17 protein-coding genes are annotated in these 18,928 nt (G+C 67.6%); 13 read left to right on the top strand and 4 right to left on the bottom strand.

What is annotated here, in order from left to right:
* Positions 1-30: 30 nt before the first annotated feature.
* Entirely contained in the window at positions 31-831 is an 801-nt protein-coding gene (locus tag AU196_RS00650; protein WP_059093151.1) for a crotonase/enoyl-CoA hydratase family protein, read from the bottom strand.
* A 68-nt stretch (positions 832-899) separates the two neighbouring features.
* Between AU196_RS00650 and AU196_RS00645 the strand changes: the two genes are divergently transcribed.
* From AU196_RS00645 to AU196_RS00635, 3 genes are read left to right on the top strand one after another with little or no spacing between them, the layout of a single operon-like run.
* Positions 900-2,549, top strand: a complete 1,650-nt coding sequence (locus AU196_RS00645; protein ID WP_059093150.1) for an acyl-CoA synthetase — start codon at positions 900-902, stop codon at positions 2,547-2,549.
* A gap of 2 nt (positions 2,550-2,551) precedes the next feature.
* Positions 2,552-3,673: an NAD(P)H-dependent flavin oxidoreductase gene (locus AU196_RS00640; protein ID WP_011562003.1), complete on the top strand. Its 1,122-nt coding sequence runs from the start codon at positions 2,552-2,554 to the stop codon at positions 3,671-3,673.
* Between the two features lie 40 nt (positions 3,674-3,713).
* Positions 3,714-4,307 carry a hypothetical protein gene (locus AU196_RS00635; protein WP_231737239.1) on the top strand — a complete coding sequence of 198 codons (594 nt, stop codon included), beginning with the start codon at positions 3,714-3,716 and terminating at the stop codon, positions 4,305-4,307.
* Here the strand turns inward: AU196_RS00635 and fadD17 are convergent.
* From fadD17 to AU196_RS00620, 3 genes are read right to left on the bottom strand one after another with little or no spacing between them, the layout of a single operon-like run.
* Entirely contained in the window at positions 4,289-5,791 is a 1,503-nt protein-coding gene (gene fadD17, locus AU196_RS00630; protein ID WP_059093389.1) for a long-chain-fatty-acid--CoA ligase FadD17, read from the bottom strand. The genes AU196_RS00635 and fadD17 overlap by 19 nt on opposite strands.
* Before the next feature lie 2 nt (positions 5,792-5,793).
* Positions 5,794-6,891, bottom strand: a complete 1,098-nt coding sequence (locus AU196_RS00625; RefSeq protein WP_059093149.1) for an acyl-CoA dehydrogenase family protein — start codon at positions 6,889-6,891, stop codon at positions 5,794-5,796.
* Between the two features lie 8 nt (positions 6,892-6,899).
* Positions 6,900-8,078 carry an acyl-CoA dehydrogenase gene (locus AU196_RS00620; RefSeq protein WP_059093148.1) on the bottom strand — a complete coding sequence of 393 codons (1,179 nt, stop codon included), beginning with the start codon at positions 8,076-8,078 and terminating at the stop codon, positions 6,900-6,902.
* Positions 8,079-8,258: 180 nt separating this feature from the next.
* Between AU196_RS00620 and AU196_RS00615 the strand changes: the two genes are divergently transcribed.
* From AU196_RS00615 to AU196_RS00570, 10 genes are all read left to right on the top strand, one after another.
* Positions 8,259-8,450 carry a ferredoxin gene (locus AU196_RS00615; RefSeq protein ID WP_011561998.1) on the top strand — a complete coding sequence of 64 codons (192 nt, stop codon included), beginning with the start codon at positions 8,259-8,261 and terminating at the stop codon, positions 8,448-8,450.
* 14 nt (positions 8,451-8,464) lie between these two features.
* On the top strand, positions 8,465-9,388 hold the full coding sequence (locus tag AU196_RS00610; RefSeq protein ID WP_059093147.1) for a 3-oxoacyl-ACP reductase: 924 nt from the start codon (positions 8,465-8,467) through the stop codon (positions 9,386-9,388).
* 260 nt (positions 9,389-9,648) lie between these two features.
* Complete coding sequence (locus AU196_RS00605; protein WP_011561996.1) at positions 9,649-10,413, top strand: MlaE family ABC transporter permease; 765 nt, start codon at positions 9,649-9,651, stop codon at positions 10,411-10,413.
* A 34-nt stretch (positions 10,414-10,447) separates the two neighbouring features.
* Positions 10,448-11,290 carry an MlaE family ABC transporter permease gene (locus AU196_RS00600; RefSeq protein ID WP_011561995.1) on the top strand — a complete coding sequence of 281 codons (843 nt, stop codon included), beginning with the start codon at positions 10,448-10,450 and terminating at the stop codon, positions 11,288-11,290.
* Positions 11,291-11,293: 3 nt separating this feature from the next.
* A complete protein-coding gene (locus tag AU196_RS00595; RefSeq protein WP_011561994.1) occupies positions 11,294-12,496 on the top strand; it encodes an MCE family protein in 1,203 nt (400 codons plus the stop codon).
* A 31-nt stretch (positions 12,497-12,527) separates the two neighbouring features.
* Positions 12,528-13,562 carry an MCE family protein gene (locus tag AU196_RS00590; RefSeq protein ID WP_011561993.1) on the top strand — a complete coding sequence of 345 codons (1,035 nt, stop codon included), beginning with the start codon at positions 12,528-12,530 and terminating at the stop codon, positions 13,560-13,562.
* Complete coding sequence (locus tag AU196_RS00585) at positions 13,555-14,613, top strand: MCE family protein (RefSeq protein WP_011561992.1); 1,059 nt, start codon at positions 13,555-13,557, stop codon at positions 14,611-14,613. Before AU196_RS00590 ends, AU196_RS00585 begins: the two co-directional genes overlap by 8 nt.
* Positions 14,610-15,989, top strand: coding sequence for an MCE family protein (locus AU196_RS00580; protein ID WP_221222924.1), 1,380 nt, complete (start codon positions 14,610-14,612; stop codon positions 15,987-15,989). Before AU196_RS00585 ends, AU196_RS00580 begins: the two co-directional genes overlap by 4 nt.
* On the top strand, positions 15,986-17,173 hold the full coding sequence (locus AU196_RS00575) for an MCE family protein (protein WP_059093145.1): 1,188 nt from the start codon (positions 15,986-15,988) through the stop codon (positions 17,171-17,173). Before AU196_RS00580 ends, AU196_RS00575 begins: the two co-directional genes overlap by 4 nt.
* On the top strand, positions 17,173-18,927 hold the full coding sequence (locus tag AU196_RS00570; RefSeq protein ID WP_059093144.1) for an MCE family protein: 1,755 nt from the start codon (positions 17,173-17,175) through the stop codon (positions 18,925-18,927). Before AU196_RS00575 ends, AU196_RS00570 begins: the two co-directional genes overlap by 1 nt.
* The last annotated feature ends 1 nt before the right edge of the window (position 18,928 follow it).

The following is an 18,928-nucleotide window of genomic DNA, read 5'->3' as shown; positions in this document are numbered from 1 at the left end:
GCAGAGGGTTCACACTCGGCGCGAAGGGCGCTACTTCATCTGGAAGTTCGGCGGCCGCTTCTCCTTGAAGGCCCGCGGGCCCTCCTTCGCGTCCTCGGAGAGGAAGACCTCGATGCCGATCTTCGTGTCGATCTTGAACGCGTCGTTCTCGTGCATGCCCTCGGTCTCGTGGATCGACCGCAGGATCGCCTGCACCGCCAGCGGGCCGTTGTTGTTGATCACCTCGGCGATCTCGAGCGCTTTGTCCAGTGCGGTGCCATCCGGGACCACGTGGCCGATCAGCCCGTACTCGAGCGCCTCGGCCGCGGTGATGTGGCGTCCGGTCAGCAGCAGGTCACACGCGATGGTGTACGGAATCTGACGCACGAGGCGGACCGCCGACCCACCCATCGGGTACAGGCTCCACTTCGCCTCGGAGATGCCGAATTTCGCGCTCTCACCGGCCACGCGGATGTCGGTCCCCTGCAGGATTTCGGTGCCGCCCGCGATCGCGGGACCCTCGACGGCGGCGATCAGCGGCTTGGTGAGCCGGCGGCCCTTGAGCAGACCGTCGATGCGCGAGGGGTCGTAGCTGCCGTCCTTGAACGAATCGCCCGGCGGTTTGGCCGTCGCGGCCTTGAGGTCCATCCCGGCGCAGAAGTAGCCGCCGGCCCCGGTGAGGATGCACGAGCGGATCTCCGGATCGTTGTCGACGCGGTCCCACGCCTCGACCATGATCGAGAGCATCTCGGTCGAGAGCGCGTTGCGCGCCTCGGGCCGGTTGAGCGTCAGGATCAGCGTGTGTCCGCGCTGCTCGATGAGGGCGTCGGGACCCTTCTCTGGCTCCGTCACAAGTGTCCGCCTTCCAGCGTCGATGCCACAGACTTGTCAGGAAATGTAACACGTTCTAGTTTGGGTCCGTGGCCCTGAACATCGCCGATCTTGCCGAGCACGCCATCGACGCCGTGCCTGACCGTGTCGCCCTGATCAGCGGCGACGAAACGCTGACCTACGGCCAACTCGAGGAGAGGGCCAACCGCCTGGCGCACTACCTGATCGATCGGGGTGTGAAGAAGGACGACAAGGTCGGCCTGTACTGCCGCAACCGCATCGAGATCGTGATCGGCATGGTCGGCATCGTCAAGGCCGGCGCCATCGCGGTCAACGTCAACTTCCGCTACGTCGAGGGCGAACTGCGGTACCTGTTCGAGAACTCCGACATGGTCGCGCTCATCCACGAGCGCCAGTACAGCCCCCGGGTCGCGAACGTGAAACCCGAGATCCCGGGCCTCGAGACCGTGCTCGTCATCGAGGACGGCAGCAGCGAGGACTTCTCCGGCTGCGGCGGTGTCGAGTTCTACGCCGCGCTGGAGCAGGGTTCGCCCGAACGCGACTTCGGCCCGCGCAGCGAGGACGACATCTACCTGCTCTACACCGGCGGCACCACCGGTTTCCCCAAGGGCGTGATGTGGCGCCACGAGGACATCTACCGGGTGCTGTTCGGCGGCACCGACTTCGCCACCGGCGAGCCGATCGCCGACGAGTACGGCCTGGCCAAGCAGGCTGCCGAGAACGCCCCGATGGTCCGCTACCCGATTCCGCCGATGATCCACGGGGCGACGCAGTCGGCCACCTGGATGGCGTTGTTCGCCGGCCAGACCGTCGTGCTGGTGCCGGAGTTCGATCCCGAAGAGGTGTGGCGCACCTGTGCGGAGCACAAGGTCAACCTGTTGTTCTTCACCGGCGACGCGATGGCCCGCCCCCTGCTCGATGCGCTGGTTCGGCACCGCGACAGCGGCGAGGAGTTCGATCTGTCGAATCTGTTCCTGCTCGCCAGCACCGCGGCCCTGTTCTCGCCGGCGCTGAAGGATCAGCTGCTCGAACTGCTGCCCAACCGGATCATCACCGATTCGATCGGCTCCTCGGAGACCGGCTTCGGTGGCTCGAGCGTGGTGGCCAAGGGGCAGACTCACACCGGCGGCCCGCGCGTCACGATCGACAAGAACGTCAAGGTGATCGACGACGACGGCAACTTCGTCCAACCCGGCAGCGGGGTGCGCGGGATGATCGCCAAGTCCGGTCACATCCCCCTCGGCTACTACAAGGACGAGAAGAAGACCGCCGAGACGTTCCGCACGATCAACGGTGTGCGCTACGCGATTCCGGGTGACTACGCGACCGTCGAGGAGGACGGCAGCGTGACGATGCTCGGCCGCGGATCGCAGTCGATCAACAGCGGCGGCGAGAAGATCTACCCCGAAGAGGTCGAGGGCGCGCTCAAGGGCCACCCCGACGTGTTCGACGCCCTCGTGGTCGGCGTGCCCGACGAACGGTACGGACAGTGCGTCGCGGCCGTGATCGCACGGCGCGAAGGCGCCACCCCGTCGCTGGCCGAACTCGACAGCTTCATCCGCAACGAGATCGCCGGCTACAAGGTGCCCCGCAAGATCTGGTGGGCCGACGAGATCCAGCGCACCCCGGCCGGGAAGCCCGACTACCGCTGGGCCAAGGAACAGACCGAGTCGCGTCCCGCGGACGAGACGCACGCCAATCACGTTGGAGCCAAGTAACCATGCGTACCGAACTGTGCGACCGCTTCGGCATCGAATATCCGATTTTCGTGTTCACACCGTCGGAGAAGGTCGCCGCCGCCGTCACCCGCGCCGGCGGGATGGGTGTGCTGGGATGCGTCCGGTTCAACGACTCCGACGACCTCGAGAACGTCCTGCAGTGGATGGACGAGAACACTCTCGGCAAGCCCTACGGCGTCGACGTCGTCATGCCCGCCAAGATCCCCACCGAGGGCACCGCCGTCGACATCAACAAACTGATCCCGCAGACGCATCGGGAGTTCGTCGACAAGACACTCGCCGACCTCGGGGTGCCGCCGCTGCCGGAGGACGAGGCCCGCAACGAAGGAGTGCTGGGCTGGCTGCATTCGGTGGCGCGCTCACACGTCGAGGTGGCGCTCAAACACCCGATCAAGCTGATCGCCAACGCGCTGGGCTCCCCGCCGAAGGACGTCATCGACCAGGTGCACGAAGCCGGGGTGCCCGTCGCGGCGCTGGCCGGTAGCGCCAAACACGCTCAGCGACATGTCGACAACGGCGTCGACATCGTCGTCGCCCAGGGCCACGAGGCCGGTGGGCACACCGGTGAGATCGGTTCGATGGTGCTGTGGCCGGAGATCGTCGACGCGTTGAACGGGCAGGCGCCCGTGCTGGCGGCCGGCGGCATCGGCACGGGGCGGCAGGTGGCGGCGGCGCTGGCGCTCGGCGCGTCCGGGGTGTGGATGGGTTCGGCGTTCCTGACGTCGGCGGAATACGATCTCGGACACCGCAAACCGAGCGGGGTGTCGACGATCCAGGAGGCGATGCTGCGGGCGACGTCCAGCGACACCGTGCGCCGCAGGATCTACACCGGTAAACCGGCACGGCTGTTGAAGACCAAGTGGACCGAGGCGTGGGACGCCCCCGAGGCGCCGGAACCGTTGCCGATGCCGCTGCAGAACATCCTCGTCAGCGAGGCGCATCAGCGGATGAACGAGTCGGACAACCCGGACACGGTGTCGATGCCGGTCGGTCAGATCGTCGGCCGGATGAACGAGATCCGCCCGGTCGCCGACATCATCGCCGAACTCGTGTCGGGTTTCGACGAGGCGTCGAAGCGGCTGGACGGCATCCGCGAGGGCTGACCGCTTCCGCCTGCTCCGGACGGGGCGCTACCGTGGCGCAGTGACGTCCGGGGACCGCATCGTGTTGACGAGGTGGACGCCCGGACTCGCGTTGTCGATGGTGGTCTTCACCGCGCTGCTCTGGGTGGTTCCACTGGTCGAGGCGTTCCGTGCCGGTGACGACCGCGGTGAGCGGATCTCGTTCGGCGTCGCGAGCGCGCTGCTGGCGATCCCGTTCCTGTGGGTCTGCCTGCGTATCCCGAAGACGCTGCGCGGCATGGGCATCGAGGTCGACGAAGACGGTGTCCACCCGTTCGACGGCGCCCGGACCGACACCATCGCGTGGCACGAGATCGCGGCGATGGGTTTTGGCGCCCGCATCGGCACGTTCCGCCGGGCGTCGACGCGACGGCTCACGGGGCTGGAGATCTACCTGACGGATGCGGCCCACGCTTCGCGACATCCGAGGCTCGAGCACGACTGGCAGGACCTCGCGCCGCCGGCCCCGGGTCTGTCCGCGGGGTGTTACCGCTTCACCGTCTCGCCGTACGGCGCAGCGGCCCAGCAGGTCGAACGGGCGGTGCGCCGTTTCCGGCCGCACCTGTGGCGCGGACCGTTCGTCCACGAGGGCGCGGGTCAGCGGGTGATCGGGTAGACCGGATCCGCGCAGTCGGTGCCCTCTGCGGACAGGTGCCGCTTGAGCACCTTGAACGTCTCGGTGCGCGGCAGGCTCGAACTGACCCGGACGAACGACGGCCACTGTTTCGGCCCCAGGTCCGACTGTTCGGCGAGGAAGGCCTGGAACTTCTCGACCGCGAACTCTGCGCCCGGCCGCAACACGAGGGCCGCCATCACCCGGTCGCCCACCGCGGGGTCCGGAACCGGATAGACGGCCACCTCGACGACGTCGTTGTGGCGCAGGAGGACTCGCTCGATAGGCGCGGTTCCCAGGTTCTCCCCGTCGACTCGCATCCAGTCCCCGAGGCGGCCCGCGAAGTAGATGAACCCGTTCTCGTCGCGGTACGCCAGGTCCCCGCTGTGGTACATGCCGCCGGCCATCCGCTCGGCCTCGGCCGCGTCGTCGTTGTAGTAACCCCGGAACTGGCCGCGCCCGTTGGGATTGACCAACTCCCCGACCTTGCCGGGCGGGCACGGTTCACCGGTGTCGACATCGACGATCGCCACGTCGTCGGTCAGCGGACCGAGGGACCCCTCGGGAGTGTCGGGCGTCCGGGCGATCGCCACCCCGCCCTCGGTCGAGCCGAAACCGTCGACGACGACCACGCCGAACCGTCGCGCGAACCGGTCGAGGTCGCGAGGTGCACCCTCGTTGCCGTACAGGATCTTCAGCGGATTGTCCGCGTCGTCGGAGCGCGGCGGTGTCGCGAGGATGTACGACAGCGGCTTGCCGACGTAGTTCGCGTAGGTGGCGCCGTAGCGGCGGACATCCGGAATGAACTGCGACGCCGAGAACTTCCGGCGCAGCGCGAGCGAACCGCCGGCGGCCACCCCCACCGCCCATCCGGCCATCACCGCGTTCGAGTGGAACAGCGGCATCGACAGATAGCAGACGTCCGACGGGCCGAGACCGAACCGGTCGGCGAGCATCCGACCCGGGAATGCCACCTTCTCGTGCGTCACCCGTACGGCCTTCGGTTCGCCGCTGGTGCCGGAGGTGAAGATCAACATGAACAGGTCGTCGGGATCCGGGGTCCCGAACCGCACCGGGGCATCGCGGTGGGCGTCCAACTCGTTGCGCCACTGCGCCGACTCGACGTCGATGAACTCCACGCCGTCGGGCACCGGGGCGCCGCCGTCGGCGAGCACCACCTGACAGTCGGCCCGCTCGATGTCACCGGCCAACGCCGCACCGCGGCGTGTCGGGTTCAACCCGACGGGCACCAGACCGCAGAGCGCGGCCGCGACCAGCACGCTGGAGAAGAACGGGGTGTTGCCCAGCAGCACACCCACATGCGGTGGTTTGTCCGGGTCCAACCGCGCCCGCAGCGCCGACGCCACCGCCGCCGCCGACCGGATGTGCTCGCGCCAACTGACGAAATCCCCGTCGGCGTACACCCCGCGGTCGTCGACGTCGAGCAACGGCGCCAGGAGGTTCGAGACGGTGGGGGCAGGGCCCACGGTCACACCGGGGTGTCGGCCAGTTCGCGCCCGATGCGCAGCAACTGTCCCGTCGCGCCGCCGACCGCGAACTCGGTCTGCTTGGCAGACAGGAAGTACCGATGGATGGGGTGGTCGGTGTCGATGCCCACACCGCCGTGCACATGGACCGCCGTGTGCGCGACCCGGTGGCCGGCCTCGGCCGCCCAGAACGCCGCACTCGCCACGTCGATGTCGGCGGGCAGCCCCTCCGAGACACGCCAGGCCGCCTGGGTCAGCGTCAGCCGAAGACCCTTGATGTCGATGTACCCGTCGGCCAGGCGCTGCGAGACCGCCTGGAAGCTGCCGATGGGCCGCTCGAACTGCTCGCGTTCACGGGCGTACACCGCCGTCAGTTCCAGCGCCCGGTCCAGCACCCCGAGCTGGTATGCCGCGCGGCCGAGGCCGTGCCGGACGGTCAACCACGCCAGCGCCTCCGCATCGCCGACCACCCGGTCGGCGCCGAGTTCGACACCGGACAGCTCCAGGTGACCGATACTGCCGTGACCCGTCGTGTCCAGCACGTCCACCGAGACACCGGGATCGCCCGCGGCGACCAGGAACACCTGCACGCCGCCGTCGCCCTCGGCGGGCACCAGGAACGCATCGGCGACCGGGCCGAACGGCACGAGCGTGCGCGAACCCGTCAACCGGTGGCCCGCGCCGTCGCTCTGCGCCTGGACCGGGCCCTGCCCCATCTCGCCCTCGAGCGCGACGGTCAGCACCTTCTCACCGGCGACGGCCGGCGCCGCCCAATCCTGCTGCAGCTGTTCGGATCCGAAGGTCGATATGGCGCCCGCGGCGAGCACCACCGATTCCAGATACGGGACCGCGGACAATTGGCGACCCAGAGCCACGAGCACCGCGACCTCCTCGAGCACTCCGAACCCGCCGCCGCCCAACGCCTCCGGCGCCGTCGTGGACAGCACGTCGGCGTCGATCAGCTTGCGCCACAGGTCACGGTCGAAGCGATGCTCGAGCGTGTCGAGTTCGCGCTGGTGTTCGGGTGTGCACACCGACTCGGTGATGGTGCGGACCAGGCCGCCGAGGTCGTTCGCGGCCTCTGTCGATGAAAAATCCATGATGCTCCTTACCGGTTGACCCGGGGCAGGCCGAGCGCGACCATGCCGATGATGTCGCGCTGGATCTCGTTGGTGCCGCCGCCGAACGTCAGGATCAGGCAGGACCGGTGCATGCGCTCGACGCGTCCGCGCAGCAGCGCGCCGGGGGAGTTGGGACGCAGCGTGGCCGCGGTGCCCAGCACCTCCATCAGCAGGCGGTAGGCCTCGGTCGCCAATTCGGTGCCGAACACCTTGGCCGCCGATGCGTCGGCCGGGGACGGCGCCGCCTCGGTGGACGCCAACTCCCAGTTGATCAGCTTGAGGACTTCGGCCTTGGCATGTACCCGGGCCAGGTTCAGCTGCACCCACTCGGAGTCGATCAACCGCCTGCCGTGGGCGTCCTTGGTGTTCTGCGCCCATTCCCGGACGCCGTCGAGCGCGACGAAGATCGGCTGCGCCGACACCAACGCGACGCGCTCATGGTTCAGCTGGTTGGTGACCAGCTTCCAGCCCGCGTTCTCCTCGCCGACCAGATTCGAGACGGGTACCCGCACGTCCTGGTAGTAGGTGGCGCTGGTGTCCACACCGGACATCGTGTGCACCGGCGTCCAGGAGAAGCCCTCGGCCGTGGTGGGCACGATGAGCATCGAGATGCCGCGGTGCTTCTTGGCCTCGGGGTTGGTCCGCACCGCCAGCCAGACGTAGTCGGCGTAGGCGATCAGCGACGTCCACATCTTCTGGCCGTTGATGACGTACTCGTCGCCGTCGCGTACCGCGGTGGTGCGCAACGACGCCAGGTCGGTGCCCGCACCGGGTTCGGAGTAGCCGATGGAGAAGTGCAGATCGCCCGAGGCGATCTTGGGGAGGAAGAACTTCTTCTGCTCTTCGGTGCCGAACGCCATGATCGTCGGCGCGACGCTGTTGATCGTCAGGAACGGCACCGGGACGTTTGCGATCGCGGCCTCGTCGTTGAAGATCAGGCCGTCCATCGGCGGGCGGGCCTGACCGCCGAACTCCTTGGGCCACGACAGCGTCAACCACCCGTCCTTGCCCATCTGTGCGACGGTCTCGCGGTAGACGTTGCCGCGTCCCATCTCACCGTCGTTGCTCGCGAGCGCCTCGGCGCGCTCGGGCGTCATGAGTTTGGTGAAGTACGACCGCAGTTCGCGGCGCAACTCCTCCTGCTCGGGGGTGTAGCCGATCCGCATTCGCGCCGTCCTCACTGTGCCGCGTCTCGGGCGACCCGCCGGGCCGCCCACTCCACCAGGTTGTAACACGTTCTAGTCTTGGGGTCCAGACCGGTGTTGTGCACACGCCGTCCCGGCGGGTCGTATTCTGGCCCCCAAGTTCGGGCGGGCCGCCCGAACGGCTGTCGCGAGGAGGTTGTCATGCGAGTGGAAGTCGACCGGGACCGGTGTGAGGGCAACGCGGTCTGCGTGGGAATTGCGCCTGACTTGTTCGATCTGGACGACGACGATTACGCCGTCGTCAAGCACGACCCGGTGCCCGCCGACATGGAAGACGTGGCCGAGCAGTCGATCGCCGAGTGCCCGCGCGCCGCCTTGAACCGCAGAGACTAGAGGTATTCATAAAAGTGACGACTCCCCGTAACGACCTGACCGATCTGTCCGGCCGCGTCGCCGTGGTGACGGGCGCCGCAGCCGGCCTGGGACGCGCCGAGGCGATCGGGCTGGCCGCCGCAGGCGCCACCGTGGTGGTCAACGACATGTCCGCCGCGCTCGACGCCTCCGACGTCCTCGACGAGATCGCCGCCGCCGGGTCCAAGGGCGTCGCCGTCGCCGGTGACATCAGCCAGCGCTCGACCGCCGACGAACTCGTCGAGACCGCCGACGGACTCGGCGGGTTGAACATCGTCGTCAACAACGCGGGCATCACCCGCGACCGGATCCTGTTCAACATGTCCGACGAGGAATGGGACGCGGTGATCGCGGTCCATCTGCGCGGGCACTTCCTGCTGACCCGCAACGCGGCCACGTACTGGCGCGCCAAGGCCAAGGCGGGTGACGGGAAGGTCTACGGTCGCATCGTCAACACCTCGTCGGAGGCGGGTCTGTCGGGTCCGGTCGGTCAGCCCAACTACGGGGCGGCCAAGGCGGGCATCACCGCGCTGACGCTGTCCGCGGCCCGGGCGCTCGACCGGTTCGGGGTGCGGGCGAACGCGATCGCTCCCCGGGCCAGGACCGCGATGACCGCCGGGGTTTTCGGGGAAGCGCCCGACCCCTCGACCGATGGGGTCGACCCGCTGTCGACCGACCATGTCGTCACGTTGGTGCGGTTTCTCGCGTCGCCTGCATCGGAAGCGGTCAACGGGCAACTGTTCATCGTCTACGGTCCGAAGGTGACGTTGGTGGCGGCACCCGTCGCGGAGGCCCACTTCGCGGCGGAATCCGACGCGTGGGACTTGGACGACCTGAGCGAAACGTTGCGGGGTTACTTTGCTGATCGCGACCCCGAGCGTGGATTCTCGGCAACCGCGCTGATGGAGTCGCGAGACTGACAGTCTCGGTTGTCATGCCTCTGATCGAGGTAGAACACGTTACAGAATGACCTGGATCACACCTGCGTTGACCTGCGCAAATAGGGGCGTGACGACGGATTTTGTCGTTCTTTGACACTGCGAACGTGTTCTAGTTAGTATGATCCGGCTCACTGAGCGCATCGTCTGAACCAGGGGTGGGAAGGCCGTCCCGGCGAGATTTCACCGAATCTTCGCCGCGACCGGAGTTCGCAGCACCCCGCCCGAGAACGGAGCCGAGGTTGAAGGAACAGCTCGCGGCGCCGGCCCGGGCGGTCGGCGGATTCGTCGAGATGTCGATCGACACGTTCGTGAAGACGTTCCGCAGGCCGTTCCAGTTTCGGGAGTTCCTCGACCAGACCTGGATGATCGCGCGGGTCTCGCTCATCCCGACCCTCCTGGTCGCCATCCCGTTCACCGTGCTCGTGGCGTTCACGCTCAACATCCTGCTGCGCGAGATCGGCGCTGCGGACCTGTCGGGTGCGGGCACCGCTTTCGGCACCATTACCCAGCTCGGGCCCGTGGTCACCGTGCTGGTGGTGGCGGGCGCGGGTGCGACCGCCATCTGCGCGGACCTCGGGGCCCGCACCATCCGCGAAGAGATCGACGCGATGCGCGTCCTGGGCATCGACCCGATCCAGCGCCTCGTGGTGCCGCGCGTGCTGGCCTCGACGTTCGTCGCCCTGCTGCTCAACGGGCTGGTGTGTGCGATCGGCCTGGCGGGCGGCTACGTGTTCTCGGTCTTCCTGCAGGGGGTGAACCCCGGCGCCTTCATCAACGGTCTGACGGTGCTCACCGGCCTCGGTGAGCTGGTGCTGGCCGAGATCAAAGCCCTGTTGTTCGGCGTCGTCGCCGGCCTGGTCGGCTGCTATCGCGGGCTGACCGTGCAGGGCGGCCCCAAGGGCGTCGGCATCGCGGTCAACGAGACCGTGGTCTACGCCTTCATCTGCCTGTTCGTCATCAACGTGATCATGACCGCCGTCGGCGTCCGGGTGCTGGTGCGGTAGCAATTATGGGCCTTCACGCGAAGAGAACGACATCATGAGTTTCGACGCCACGGTTCGACTACGCCGCGCCTTTGGCTGGGTGCCCGGTGCGGTGGACACCATGGGTGAGCAGGCGCTGTTCTACGGCGAGACCATCCGCTACATCCCCAACGCGGTCACCCGGTACCGCAAGGAGACCATCCGGCTCATCGCCGAGATGACGATGGGCGCGGGCGCGCTGGTGATGATCGGCGGCACGGTCGGCGTCGCGGCGTTCCTGACGCTGGCCTCCGGCGGTGTGATCGCCGTGCAGGGTTACTCGTCGCTGGGCAACATCGGCATCGAGGCGCTGACCGGCTTCCTGTCGGCGTTCCTCAACGTCCGCATCGTCGCGCCGGTCATCGCCGGCATTGCGTTGGCGGCGACCATCGGTGCAGGCACGACCGCGCAACTGGGCGCCATGCGGGTCGCCGAGGAGATCGACGCCGTCGAGACGATGGCCGTGCATTCGGTGTCCTACCTGGTCTCGACGCGTCTGATGGCCGGGTTGATCGCGATCGTGCCGCTGTACTCGCTGTCGGTGCTCGCGGCGTTCTTCGCCGCCCGGTTCACGACCGTATACATCAACGGGCAGTCCGCCGGCCTCTACGACCACTACTTCAACACGTTCCTGGTGCCCAGCGATCTGCTGTGGTCGTTCCTGCAGGCCATCGTCATGTCGATCGCGGTGATGCTCGTGCACACCTACTACGGCTACAACGCCTCCGGCGGACCGGTCGGTGTCGGCATCGCCGTCGGCCAGGCGGTGCGGACGTCGCTGATCGTGGTCGTCACCATCACCTTGTTCATCTCGCTCGCCGTCTACGGCGCCTCCGGCAACTTCAATCTGTCGGGCTAGGGGGTGGCAGACATCGACGCGAAGCGCAGTCACGTACGCATCGCCGCCGCGATCATGGCTGCGATCGTCGCCGCCGCCGCGGTGTTCACCTATCTGTCGTACACCGCGGCATTCACCTCGACCGACACCGTCACCGTGGTCTCACCGCGCGCCGGCCTGGTCATGGAGACCGAGGCGAAGGTGAAATACCGCGGCATCCAGATCGGCGAGGTCAAGGAGATCGAGTACGCAGGAGACCGGGCGAAGTTGACCCTGGCCATCCGTAGCGACGAGATGAAGTACATCCCCGCCAACGCGCCCGTGCGCATCGCGGGCACAACGGTGTTCGGCGCCAAGTCGGTCGAGTTCATCCCGCCGGAGAACGCGCAGCAGACGTCGTTGCGACCCGGGGCCGAGGTGCAGGCCTCCAACGTCCAGCTCGAGGTCAACACGTTGTTCCAGACCCTGACCGACGTGCTCGGCAAGATCGACCCGATCAACCTCAACGCCACGCTCAGCGCTCTGGGGGAGGGTTTGCGCGGCAACGGCGACGACATGGGCGCGCTGCTGGAGGGCCTCAACTACTACGTGGGTCAGCTCAACCCGAAACTGCCCACGCTGCAGGAGGATCTGCGCAAGGCCGGTGTGGTGGCCAACATCTACGGCGACGCAGGACCGGGCATCGCGCGAATCCTCGACAACGCCCCGACCATCAGCAACACGATCGTCGATCAGCAACACAACCTGAACACGACGCTGCTGGCCGCCACGGGTCTGGCGAACAACGGCACGGCCACGTTGGAACCGGCCGCCGACAACTACATCGCCGCGATCCAGCGGTTGCGGGCGCCGCTCAAGGTGGCCGGCGAGTACTCGCCGGAATATGGCTGCATGCTGAAAGGCACCGCCCGAGCGATCGAGAGGTTCGCACCGATCATCGGCGGTATCCGGCCGGGCCTGTTCGTGTCGTCGAACTTCCTGCCCGGGTCGCCTGCGTACACGTTTCCCGAGAGCCTTCCCATCGTCAACGCCACCGGCGGTCCGAACTGCCGGGGGCTACCTGATCTGCCGAGTAAACAATATGGCGGCTCGTGGTACCACACCCCGTTCGTGGTCACCGACAACGCCTATGTGCCGTACCAGCCGAACACCGAGGTGCAGTTCGACGCTCCGTCGACGGCGCAGTTCCTGTTCAACGGCGCGTTCGCGGAAAAGGACGAGTACTGATGAGCGCTTGCGCGAAGAAGCGAGAGCACTGATGAAGCGCGAAGGAAACCTGCTCAACGTCGGCATCTTCACGGTGGCGATGCTGCTCGTGGCCGCGATGCTGGTGGTCGTGTTCGGCGAATTCCGGTTCGCCTCGGGCAACTCGTATCACGCGAACTTCACCGAGGCCTCGCGGTTGAAGGCCGGTCAGGACGTGCGGATCGCGGGCGTTCCGGTGGGCACGGTGACGGACATCAAACTCAACGACGACAACACCGTCGATGTCGCGTTCGACGTCCACAACAAGTATCAGCTCTACACCTCGACCAGGGCCGTCGTCCGTTACGAGAACCTGGTCGGCGACCGCTATCTCGAGATCATCAGCGGGCCGGGCGAACTGCGCAAGCTGCCGCCCGGGTCGACGATCCCGAAGCAGAACACCCAACCGGCGCTCGATCTCGACGCGTTGCTGGGCGGGCTGCGCCCGGTGCTCAAGGGTCTCGACGGCGCGAAGGTCAACGAGCTCAGCAGCGCGGTGATCGAACTGCTGCAGGGGCAGGGCGGCGCGCTGGCGAACCTGTTGGCCACCACGGGCTCGTTCAGCCAGAACCTGGCCGCCCGCGATCAGCTCATCGGTGACGTGATCACGAACCTCAACACCGTGCTGGGCACCGTCGACGAGAAGGGTGCGCAGTTCGACGCCAGCGTCGACCGGTTGCAGCAGCTGATCACCGGCCTCGCGCAGGGCCGGGACCCGATCGCGGGCGCCATCGAACCGCTGGCTGCCGCGGAGAACGACCTGACCGAGATGCTGAAGGCGTCGCGCCGCCCCCTGCAGGGCGTCATCGAGAACGCCCGGCCGCTGGCCCAGCGACTCGACGAACGCAAGGCCGACGTCAACAAGGTGATCGAACCGCTCGCCGAGAACTACCTGCGACTCAACGCCCTCGGCGCCTACGGGTCGTTCTTCAACATCTTCTACTGCTCGGTCCGGATCAAGGTCAACGGTCCGGCCGGCAGCGACATCCTGATCCCGTTCGGTGGACCGCCGGATCCGTCCAAGGGGAGGTGCTCCGAGAATGGCTAGACCCGACAGCGCCAATCCGCTCCGGACCGGCATCTTCGGCATCGTCCTGGTGACCTGCCTGGTGTTGGTGTCATTCGGCTACACCGGTCTGCCGTTCTTCCCTCAGGGCAAGTCCTACGAGGCCTACTTCACCGACGCCGGCGGCATCATCCCGGGCAACGACGTGAACGTCTCGGGCATCACGGTCGGCAAGGTCGACGGCGTAGAACTCGCCGGCGACGTCGCCAAGGTGAACTTCACCGTCGACCGCAAGGTCCGCGTCGGAGACCAATCGATGGTCGCGATCAAGACCGACACGGTGCTCGGCGAGAAGTCCCTGGCCGTCACCCCGCAGGGCGCCGGGTCCTCGACGGTGATTCCGCTGGGGCGCACCACCACCCCGTACACGCTGAACACCGCGCTGCAGGATCTCGGCAACAACGTGGGCGAGTTGGACAAGCCGCGCTTCGAGCAGGCGCTGGCCACACTGACCGACTCGCTGCGCGAGGCCACCCCGCAACTGCGGGGCGCGCTGGACGGCATCACGAACCTGTCGCGCAGCATCAACGCCCGCGACGAGGCGCTCGAACAGCTCCTCGGCCATGCGAAGCGGGTCTCAGACACGCTGGCGCAGCGCGCCGGTCAGGTCAACCAGCTGATCGTCGACGGCAACCTGCTGTTCGCCGCGCTCGACGAGCGGCGCCAAGCGCTGAGCAATCTGATCGCCGGGATCGACGATGTCGCCGAACAGCTCTCGGGCTTCGTCAACGACAACCGCCGCGAATTTGGGCCCGCGCTCGAGAAACTCAACCTGGTGATGGACAACCTGCTGGAGCGCCGTGAGCACATCAAGGAGGCGCTGCGCAGGCTGCCGCCGTACGCCACCACACTCGGCGAGGTCGTCGGTTCGGGCCCCGGTTTCCAGGTCAACCTGTACGGTCTGCCACCCGCGCCGCTGGCCGAGGTGCTGCTGGACACCTACTTCCAGCCCGGCAAACTGCCGGACAGCCTCTCCGACTACCTGCGCGGCTATATCTCCGAGCGCATGATCATCAGGCCGAAGTCGCCATGACAAAAGGGGAGTCAGTGAAGTCGCACGGCCGTTGGATGCGGGTGGGCCTGGCGGCGCTGCTCGTGGTGACGCTGGCCGTCGGCATCTACCTGGTGTGGCCGTCGCGCACGGGCAACAAGATCACCGCCTACTTCACCTCGGCGGTCGGCCTGTACCCGGGTGACGAGGTGCGCATCGTCGGCGTCCCGGTCGGGAAGATCGACACGATCGACCCGAGGGCCGAAGACGTCAAGGTGACGATGACGCTCGACCACGGTGTGCAGGTCCCGGCCGACGCCAAGGCGTTGATGATCGCGCCGAACCTGGTCGCCGCCCGCTTCATCCAGCTCACCCCCGCCTACACCGGCGGTCCGGTCATGGAGGACGGCGCCGCCATCGGTCTGGACCGCACCGCTGTCCCGGTCGAGTGGGACGAGGTCAAGGAACAGCTGACCGCGTTGAGCTCCCAACTCGGCCCGCAGCAAGGCTCGATGCAGGGACCGCTGAGTGCGTTCGTCAACCAGGCCGCCGACACCTTCGACGGCAACGGCGACTCGTTCCGGCAGGCGTTGCGCGAACTGTCGCAGACCGCGGGCCGGCTCGGCGACTCCCGCACCGACCTGTTCGGCACCGTGCGCAACCTGCAGGTGCTGGTGAACGCACTGTCGAACAGCAACGAGCAGATCGTGCAGTTCTCCAACCATGTGGCCTCGGTGTCGCAGGTACTGGCCGAGAGCACCGCCGACCTCGAGGGCACGCTGGGCACGCTCAACCAGGCGCTCCTGGACGTGCGCGACCTGCTCGACGAGAACAACGATGCGCTCATCGGCCAGATCAGCCGGTTGGCCGACTTCACCCAGATCCTCACCGACCACAGCGAGGACATCGAGCAGATCCTCCACGTGACCCCGAACGGTCTGGCCAACTTCTACAACATCTACAACCCGGCCCAGGGCACTGTCGGCGGTCTGCTGACCCTGCCGAACTTCGCCAACCCCGTGCAGTTCATCTGCGGTGGAACGTTCGACGCTGCCGTCACCACCGACAACTACAAGCGCAGGGAAATCTGCCGCCAGCGCATGGGCCCGGTGTTCAAGCGGATCACGATGAACTTCCCGCCGCTGCTGGCCCATCCGATCAACAGCATCACGGCCTACAAGGGCCAGATCCTCTACGACACCCCGGCGACCGAGGCGAAGGCCGAGACTCCCGTGCCGTACCTGCAGTGGCAGAACGCACCCGGCGTGACCCCGCCGGACCCCGCGAAAGCGCAAGAGGATCTCAACGCGCTGTTCCTGCCGCCGGCCCCCGCCGCCCCCGCGGCGCCACCACCGCCGGGCAACTCGCTTAACGGCGTGCCGCTGGCGCCGCTCCCGGCCGAGGAAGGTCACCGATGACTTTGCGACGCAACGTGTCCCGGGTGGGTTACCGGTCGATCGTGCTCGGCAGCGGGGCGCTGCTGCTGGCCGGCTGTCAGTTCGGCGGCCTCAACTCGCTGAACATGCCCGGCACGGCGGGCCACGGCGCCGGCTCCTACAAGATCACCGTCCAGTTGCCGGATGTGGCGACGCTGCCGCAGAACTCGCCGGTGATGGTCGACGACGTCACTGTGGGGAGCGTGTCCGGCATCGATGCGGTGCAGCGTTCCGACGGCACGTTCTATGCCGCCGTCGAGCTCGCACTCGACGGGAACGTGAACCTGCCGGAGAACGCGACCGCTAAGGTGGCCCAGACCTCGCTGCTGGGGTCACAGCACATCGAGTTGTCGGCGCCGGAGGGCGAGCCGGAGATCGGCAAGCTCAAGGAGGGATCCCAGATCCCGCTCGACCGCACCGGCCGTTACCCGACGACCGAAGAGGTGCTGTCGTCACTCGGCGTCGTGGTCAACAAGGGCAACCTCGGTTCGCTGCAGGACATCACCGACGAGGCCTACGCCGCGGTGGCAGGTCGACAGGACAAGTTCACCGACCTGGTCCCGCGTCTGGCCGAGCTGACGACGTCGCTGGACCGCCAGACCGCAGACATCATCGCCGCGGCCGAGGGGCTCAACCGGTTCGCCGGGATCCTGGCCCGCAGCAGGGACAGCCTGGGCCGCACGCTCGACACGCTGCCGGCCGCGCTGGAGGTGCTCAACAACAACCGCGCCAACATCGTCGACGCCTTCGCCGCCCTGCGCAGGTTCGCCCTCGTGGGGTCGCGGATCCTGTCACAGACCAAGGACGACTTCGCCGCAGACTTCAAGGACCTCTACCCGGTCATCAAGGCGCTCAACGACGACGCCGAGGACTTCATCAAGGCGCTCGAGTTCCTGCCGACGTTCCCGTTCCACTACACGTACCTGCGCAACGCGGTTCGCGGCGACTACCTCAACGTGTTCGTGACCTTCGACCTGACGCTGCGGCGCCTCGGGGAATCGGTGTTCAACACCTCGCTCGGGCTGGACCCGAACATGAAGCGGATGAGTGAAGTCGTCAACCCGCCGGACTTCCTCACCGGCGCGATGGCCAACCTGTCGGGTCAGGCGGCCGATCCGTTCAAGATCCCGCCCGGCACGGCCACCCAACACGAGGCGGCGCCCTGATGCTGACGCGGCTGAGCAAACTGCAACTGTCGATCTTCGCCGTCGTCACGGTCCTGACCGTCGGCGCGATCTCGCTGTTCTATCTGCACGTGCCCGCGGCGGTGGGCATCGGCGCCTACAACGTGGAGGCGAAGTTCACCGCCGGCGGCGGGCTCTACGAGAACGCCAACGTCACCTATCGCGGCGTGACGGTGGGCCGGGTCGAGAAGGTCGGTCTCGCCGACGACGGCGTCGTCGCGCAGATGCGGCTCAACAGCGGCACCCCGGTGCCCGAGAACGTCACGGCCACGGTCAAGAGCGTCTCGGCGATCGGCGAGCAGTACATCGACCTGGTGCCGCCGGAGAGGGCGTCGAAGTCGATGCTGCGCGACGGGGCGGACATCGGGCTGAACCGCACCGCGATCGGTCAGGACATCTCCGGGCTGCTCGAAGAGGCCGACCGGCTGGTCTCCAGCGTCGGCGACAGCCGGATCCAGGACGTGCTGCGTGAGGCGTTCAAGGCGTTCAACGGTTCCGGTCCCGAGCTGTCTCGGTTGATCCAGTCCTCGCGTCTGCTGGTCGACGAGGCCAACGCGAACTACGACGAGGTCGCTCAGCTGATCGATCAGGCCGGTCCGTTCCTCGACGCGCAGATCCGCAGCGGCGACGACATCCGGTCGCTGGCGGACGGACTGGCCGACGTCACCGGCAACGTGGCCGGGGCCGACGCGCAGCTGCGCGCGACCCTGGAGACGGTGCCCGGCACCACCGAGGCGGCCAACACCACGTTCGAGGGGATCCGGCCCACCTTTCCGGTGCTGGCCGCCAATCTGGCGAACTTCGGGCGCATCGGGGTCATCTACCACAAGTCGCTCGAGCAGGCGCTGGTGATCTTTCCGGCCCTGTTGGCCGCGCTGAACACCGTCGCGGGCGGGGTGCCGGCGGATGAAGGCGGCAAGCTGGACTTCAAGATCCACCTCAACGACCCACCGACCTGTTCGGTCGGGTTCCTGCCGCCGACGTCGATCCGCTCGCCGGCCGACACGACGCTGCGGGACCTGCCCAGGGACCTGTACTGCAAGGCCCCGCACAACGATCCGACGGTCGTGCGCGGCGCCCGAAACTATCCGTGCATGGAGTTCCCGGGCAAGCGCGCGGCGACCATTCAGCAGTGCCGGGACCCCGAGGGGTTCGTGCCGATCGGCAGCAATCCGTGGCGTGGCCCGCCGGTGCCCATCGGCGAACCGATCCAGGATCCGCGAATGATCCTGCCGCAGAACAAGTTCCCGTTCATCCCGCCGCAGGTCGACCCCGATCCGGGGCCGCCGGTGGTGCAGCTTCCGCCGGGCGTGCAGCCGGGCCCGGGGCCGGCGCCACATGCGCCGTTCCCGCTGCCGGTGCCGCCGAACGACCCGGGTGTTCCACCGCCGCTGCCGTACTACGCGCCGCCGGACCAGTTGGTGCCGCCGTACGGCCGACCGGCGCCCGCGCCACCGCCTCCTCCGCCGTCGCTGGCGCCGCCGCCACCGGCCGACGCTCCGCCGGTGCCCGCACCGGAACCTGCGCCGGGTCCCGGCCCGCTGCCGGGTCGGTTGCCCGGTCCGTTGCCGGCGGAGGCCCCGATGGCCAGCGGTCCGACGACGGCCACGTACGACTCCAGGACGGGCGTGTTCGCCGATCCCGCCGGAGGGGTTGGCGTGTACGCCCCGGGAGCTGACAAACTGGCGCCTGCGGAAAACTGGGCAGACCTGATGATGGCTCCAAGGCAGATGTGAG

Origin of the sequence: Mycobacterium sp. IS-1742, from assembly GCF_001500125.1 — a bacterium.
In the GTDB taxonomy this organism is placed as follows: domain Bacteria; phylum Actinomycetota; class Actinomycetes; order Mycobacteriales; family Mycobacteriaceae; genus Mycobacterium.
The sequence above is the reverse complement of the archived record's forward strand: the minus strand, read 5'-3'. Positions and strand labels throughout refer to the sequence as shown.

Coding starts and splice junctions, on each gene's coding strand:
- AU196_RS00600 (WP_011561995.1), top strand. CDS start 10,448: ATGAGTTTCGACGCCACGGTTCGACTACGCCGCGCCTTTGGCTGGGTG.
- AU196_RS00640 (WP_011562003.1), top strand. CDS start 2,552: ATGCGTACCGAACTGTGCGACCGCTTCGGCATCGAATATCCGATTTTC.
- AU196_RS00590 (WP_011561993.1), top strand. CDS start 12,528: ATGAAGCGCGAAGGAAACCTGCTCAACGTCGGCATCTTCACGGTGGCG.
- AU196_RS00620 (WP_059093148.1), bottom strand. CDS start 8,078: ATGCGGATCGGCTACACCCCCGAGCAGGAGGAGTTGCGCCGCGAACTG.
- AU196_RS00580 (WP_221222924.1), top strand. CDS start 14,610: ATGACAAAAGGGGAGTCAGTGAAGTCGCACGGCCGTTGGATGCGGGTG.
- AU196_RS00585 (WP_011561992.1), top strand. CDS start 13,555: ATGGCTAGACCCGACAGCGCCAATCCGCTCCGGACCGGCATCTTCGGC.
- AU196_RS00575 (WP_059093145.1), top strand. CDS start 15,986: ATGACTTTGCGACGCAACGTGTCCCGGGTGGGTTACCGGTCGATCGTG.
- AU196_RS00625 (WP_059093149.1), bottom strand. CDS start 6,891: ATGGATTTTTCATCGACAGAGGCCGCGAACGACCTCGGCGGCCTGGTC.
- AU196_RS00570 (WP_059093144.1), top strand. CDS start 17,173: ATGCTGACGCGGCTGAGCAAACTGCAACTGTCGATCTTCGCCGTCGTC.
- AU196_RS00615 (WP_011561998.1), top strand. CDS start 8,259: ATGCGAGTGGAAGTCGACCGGGACCGGTGTGAGGGCAACGCGGTCTGC.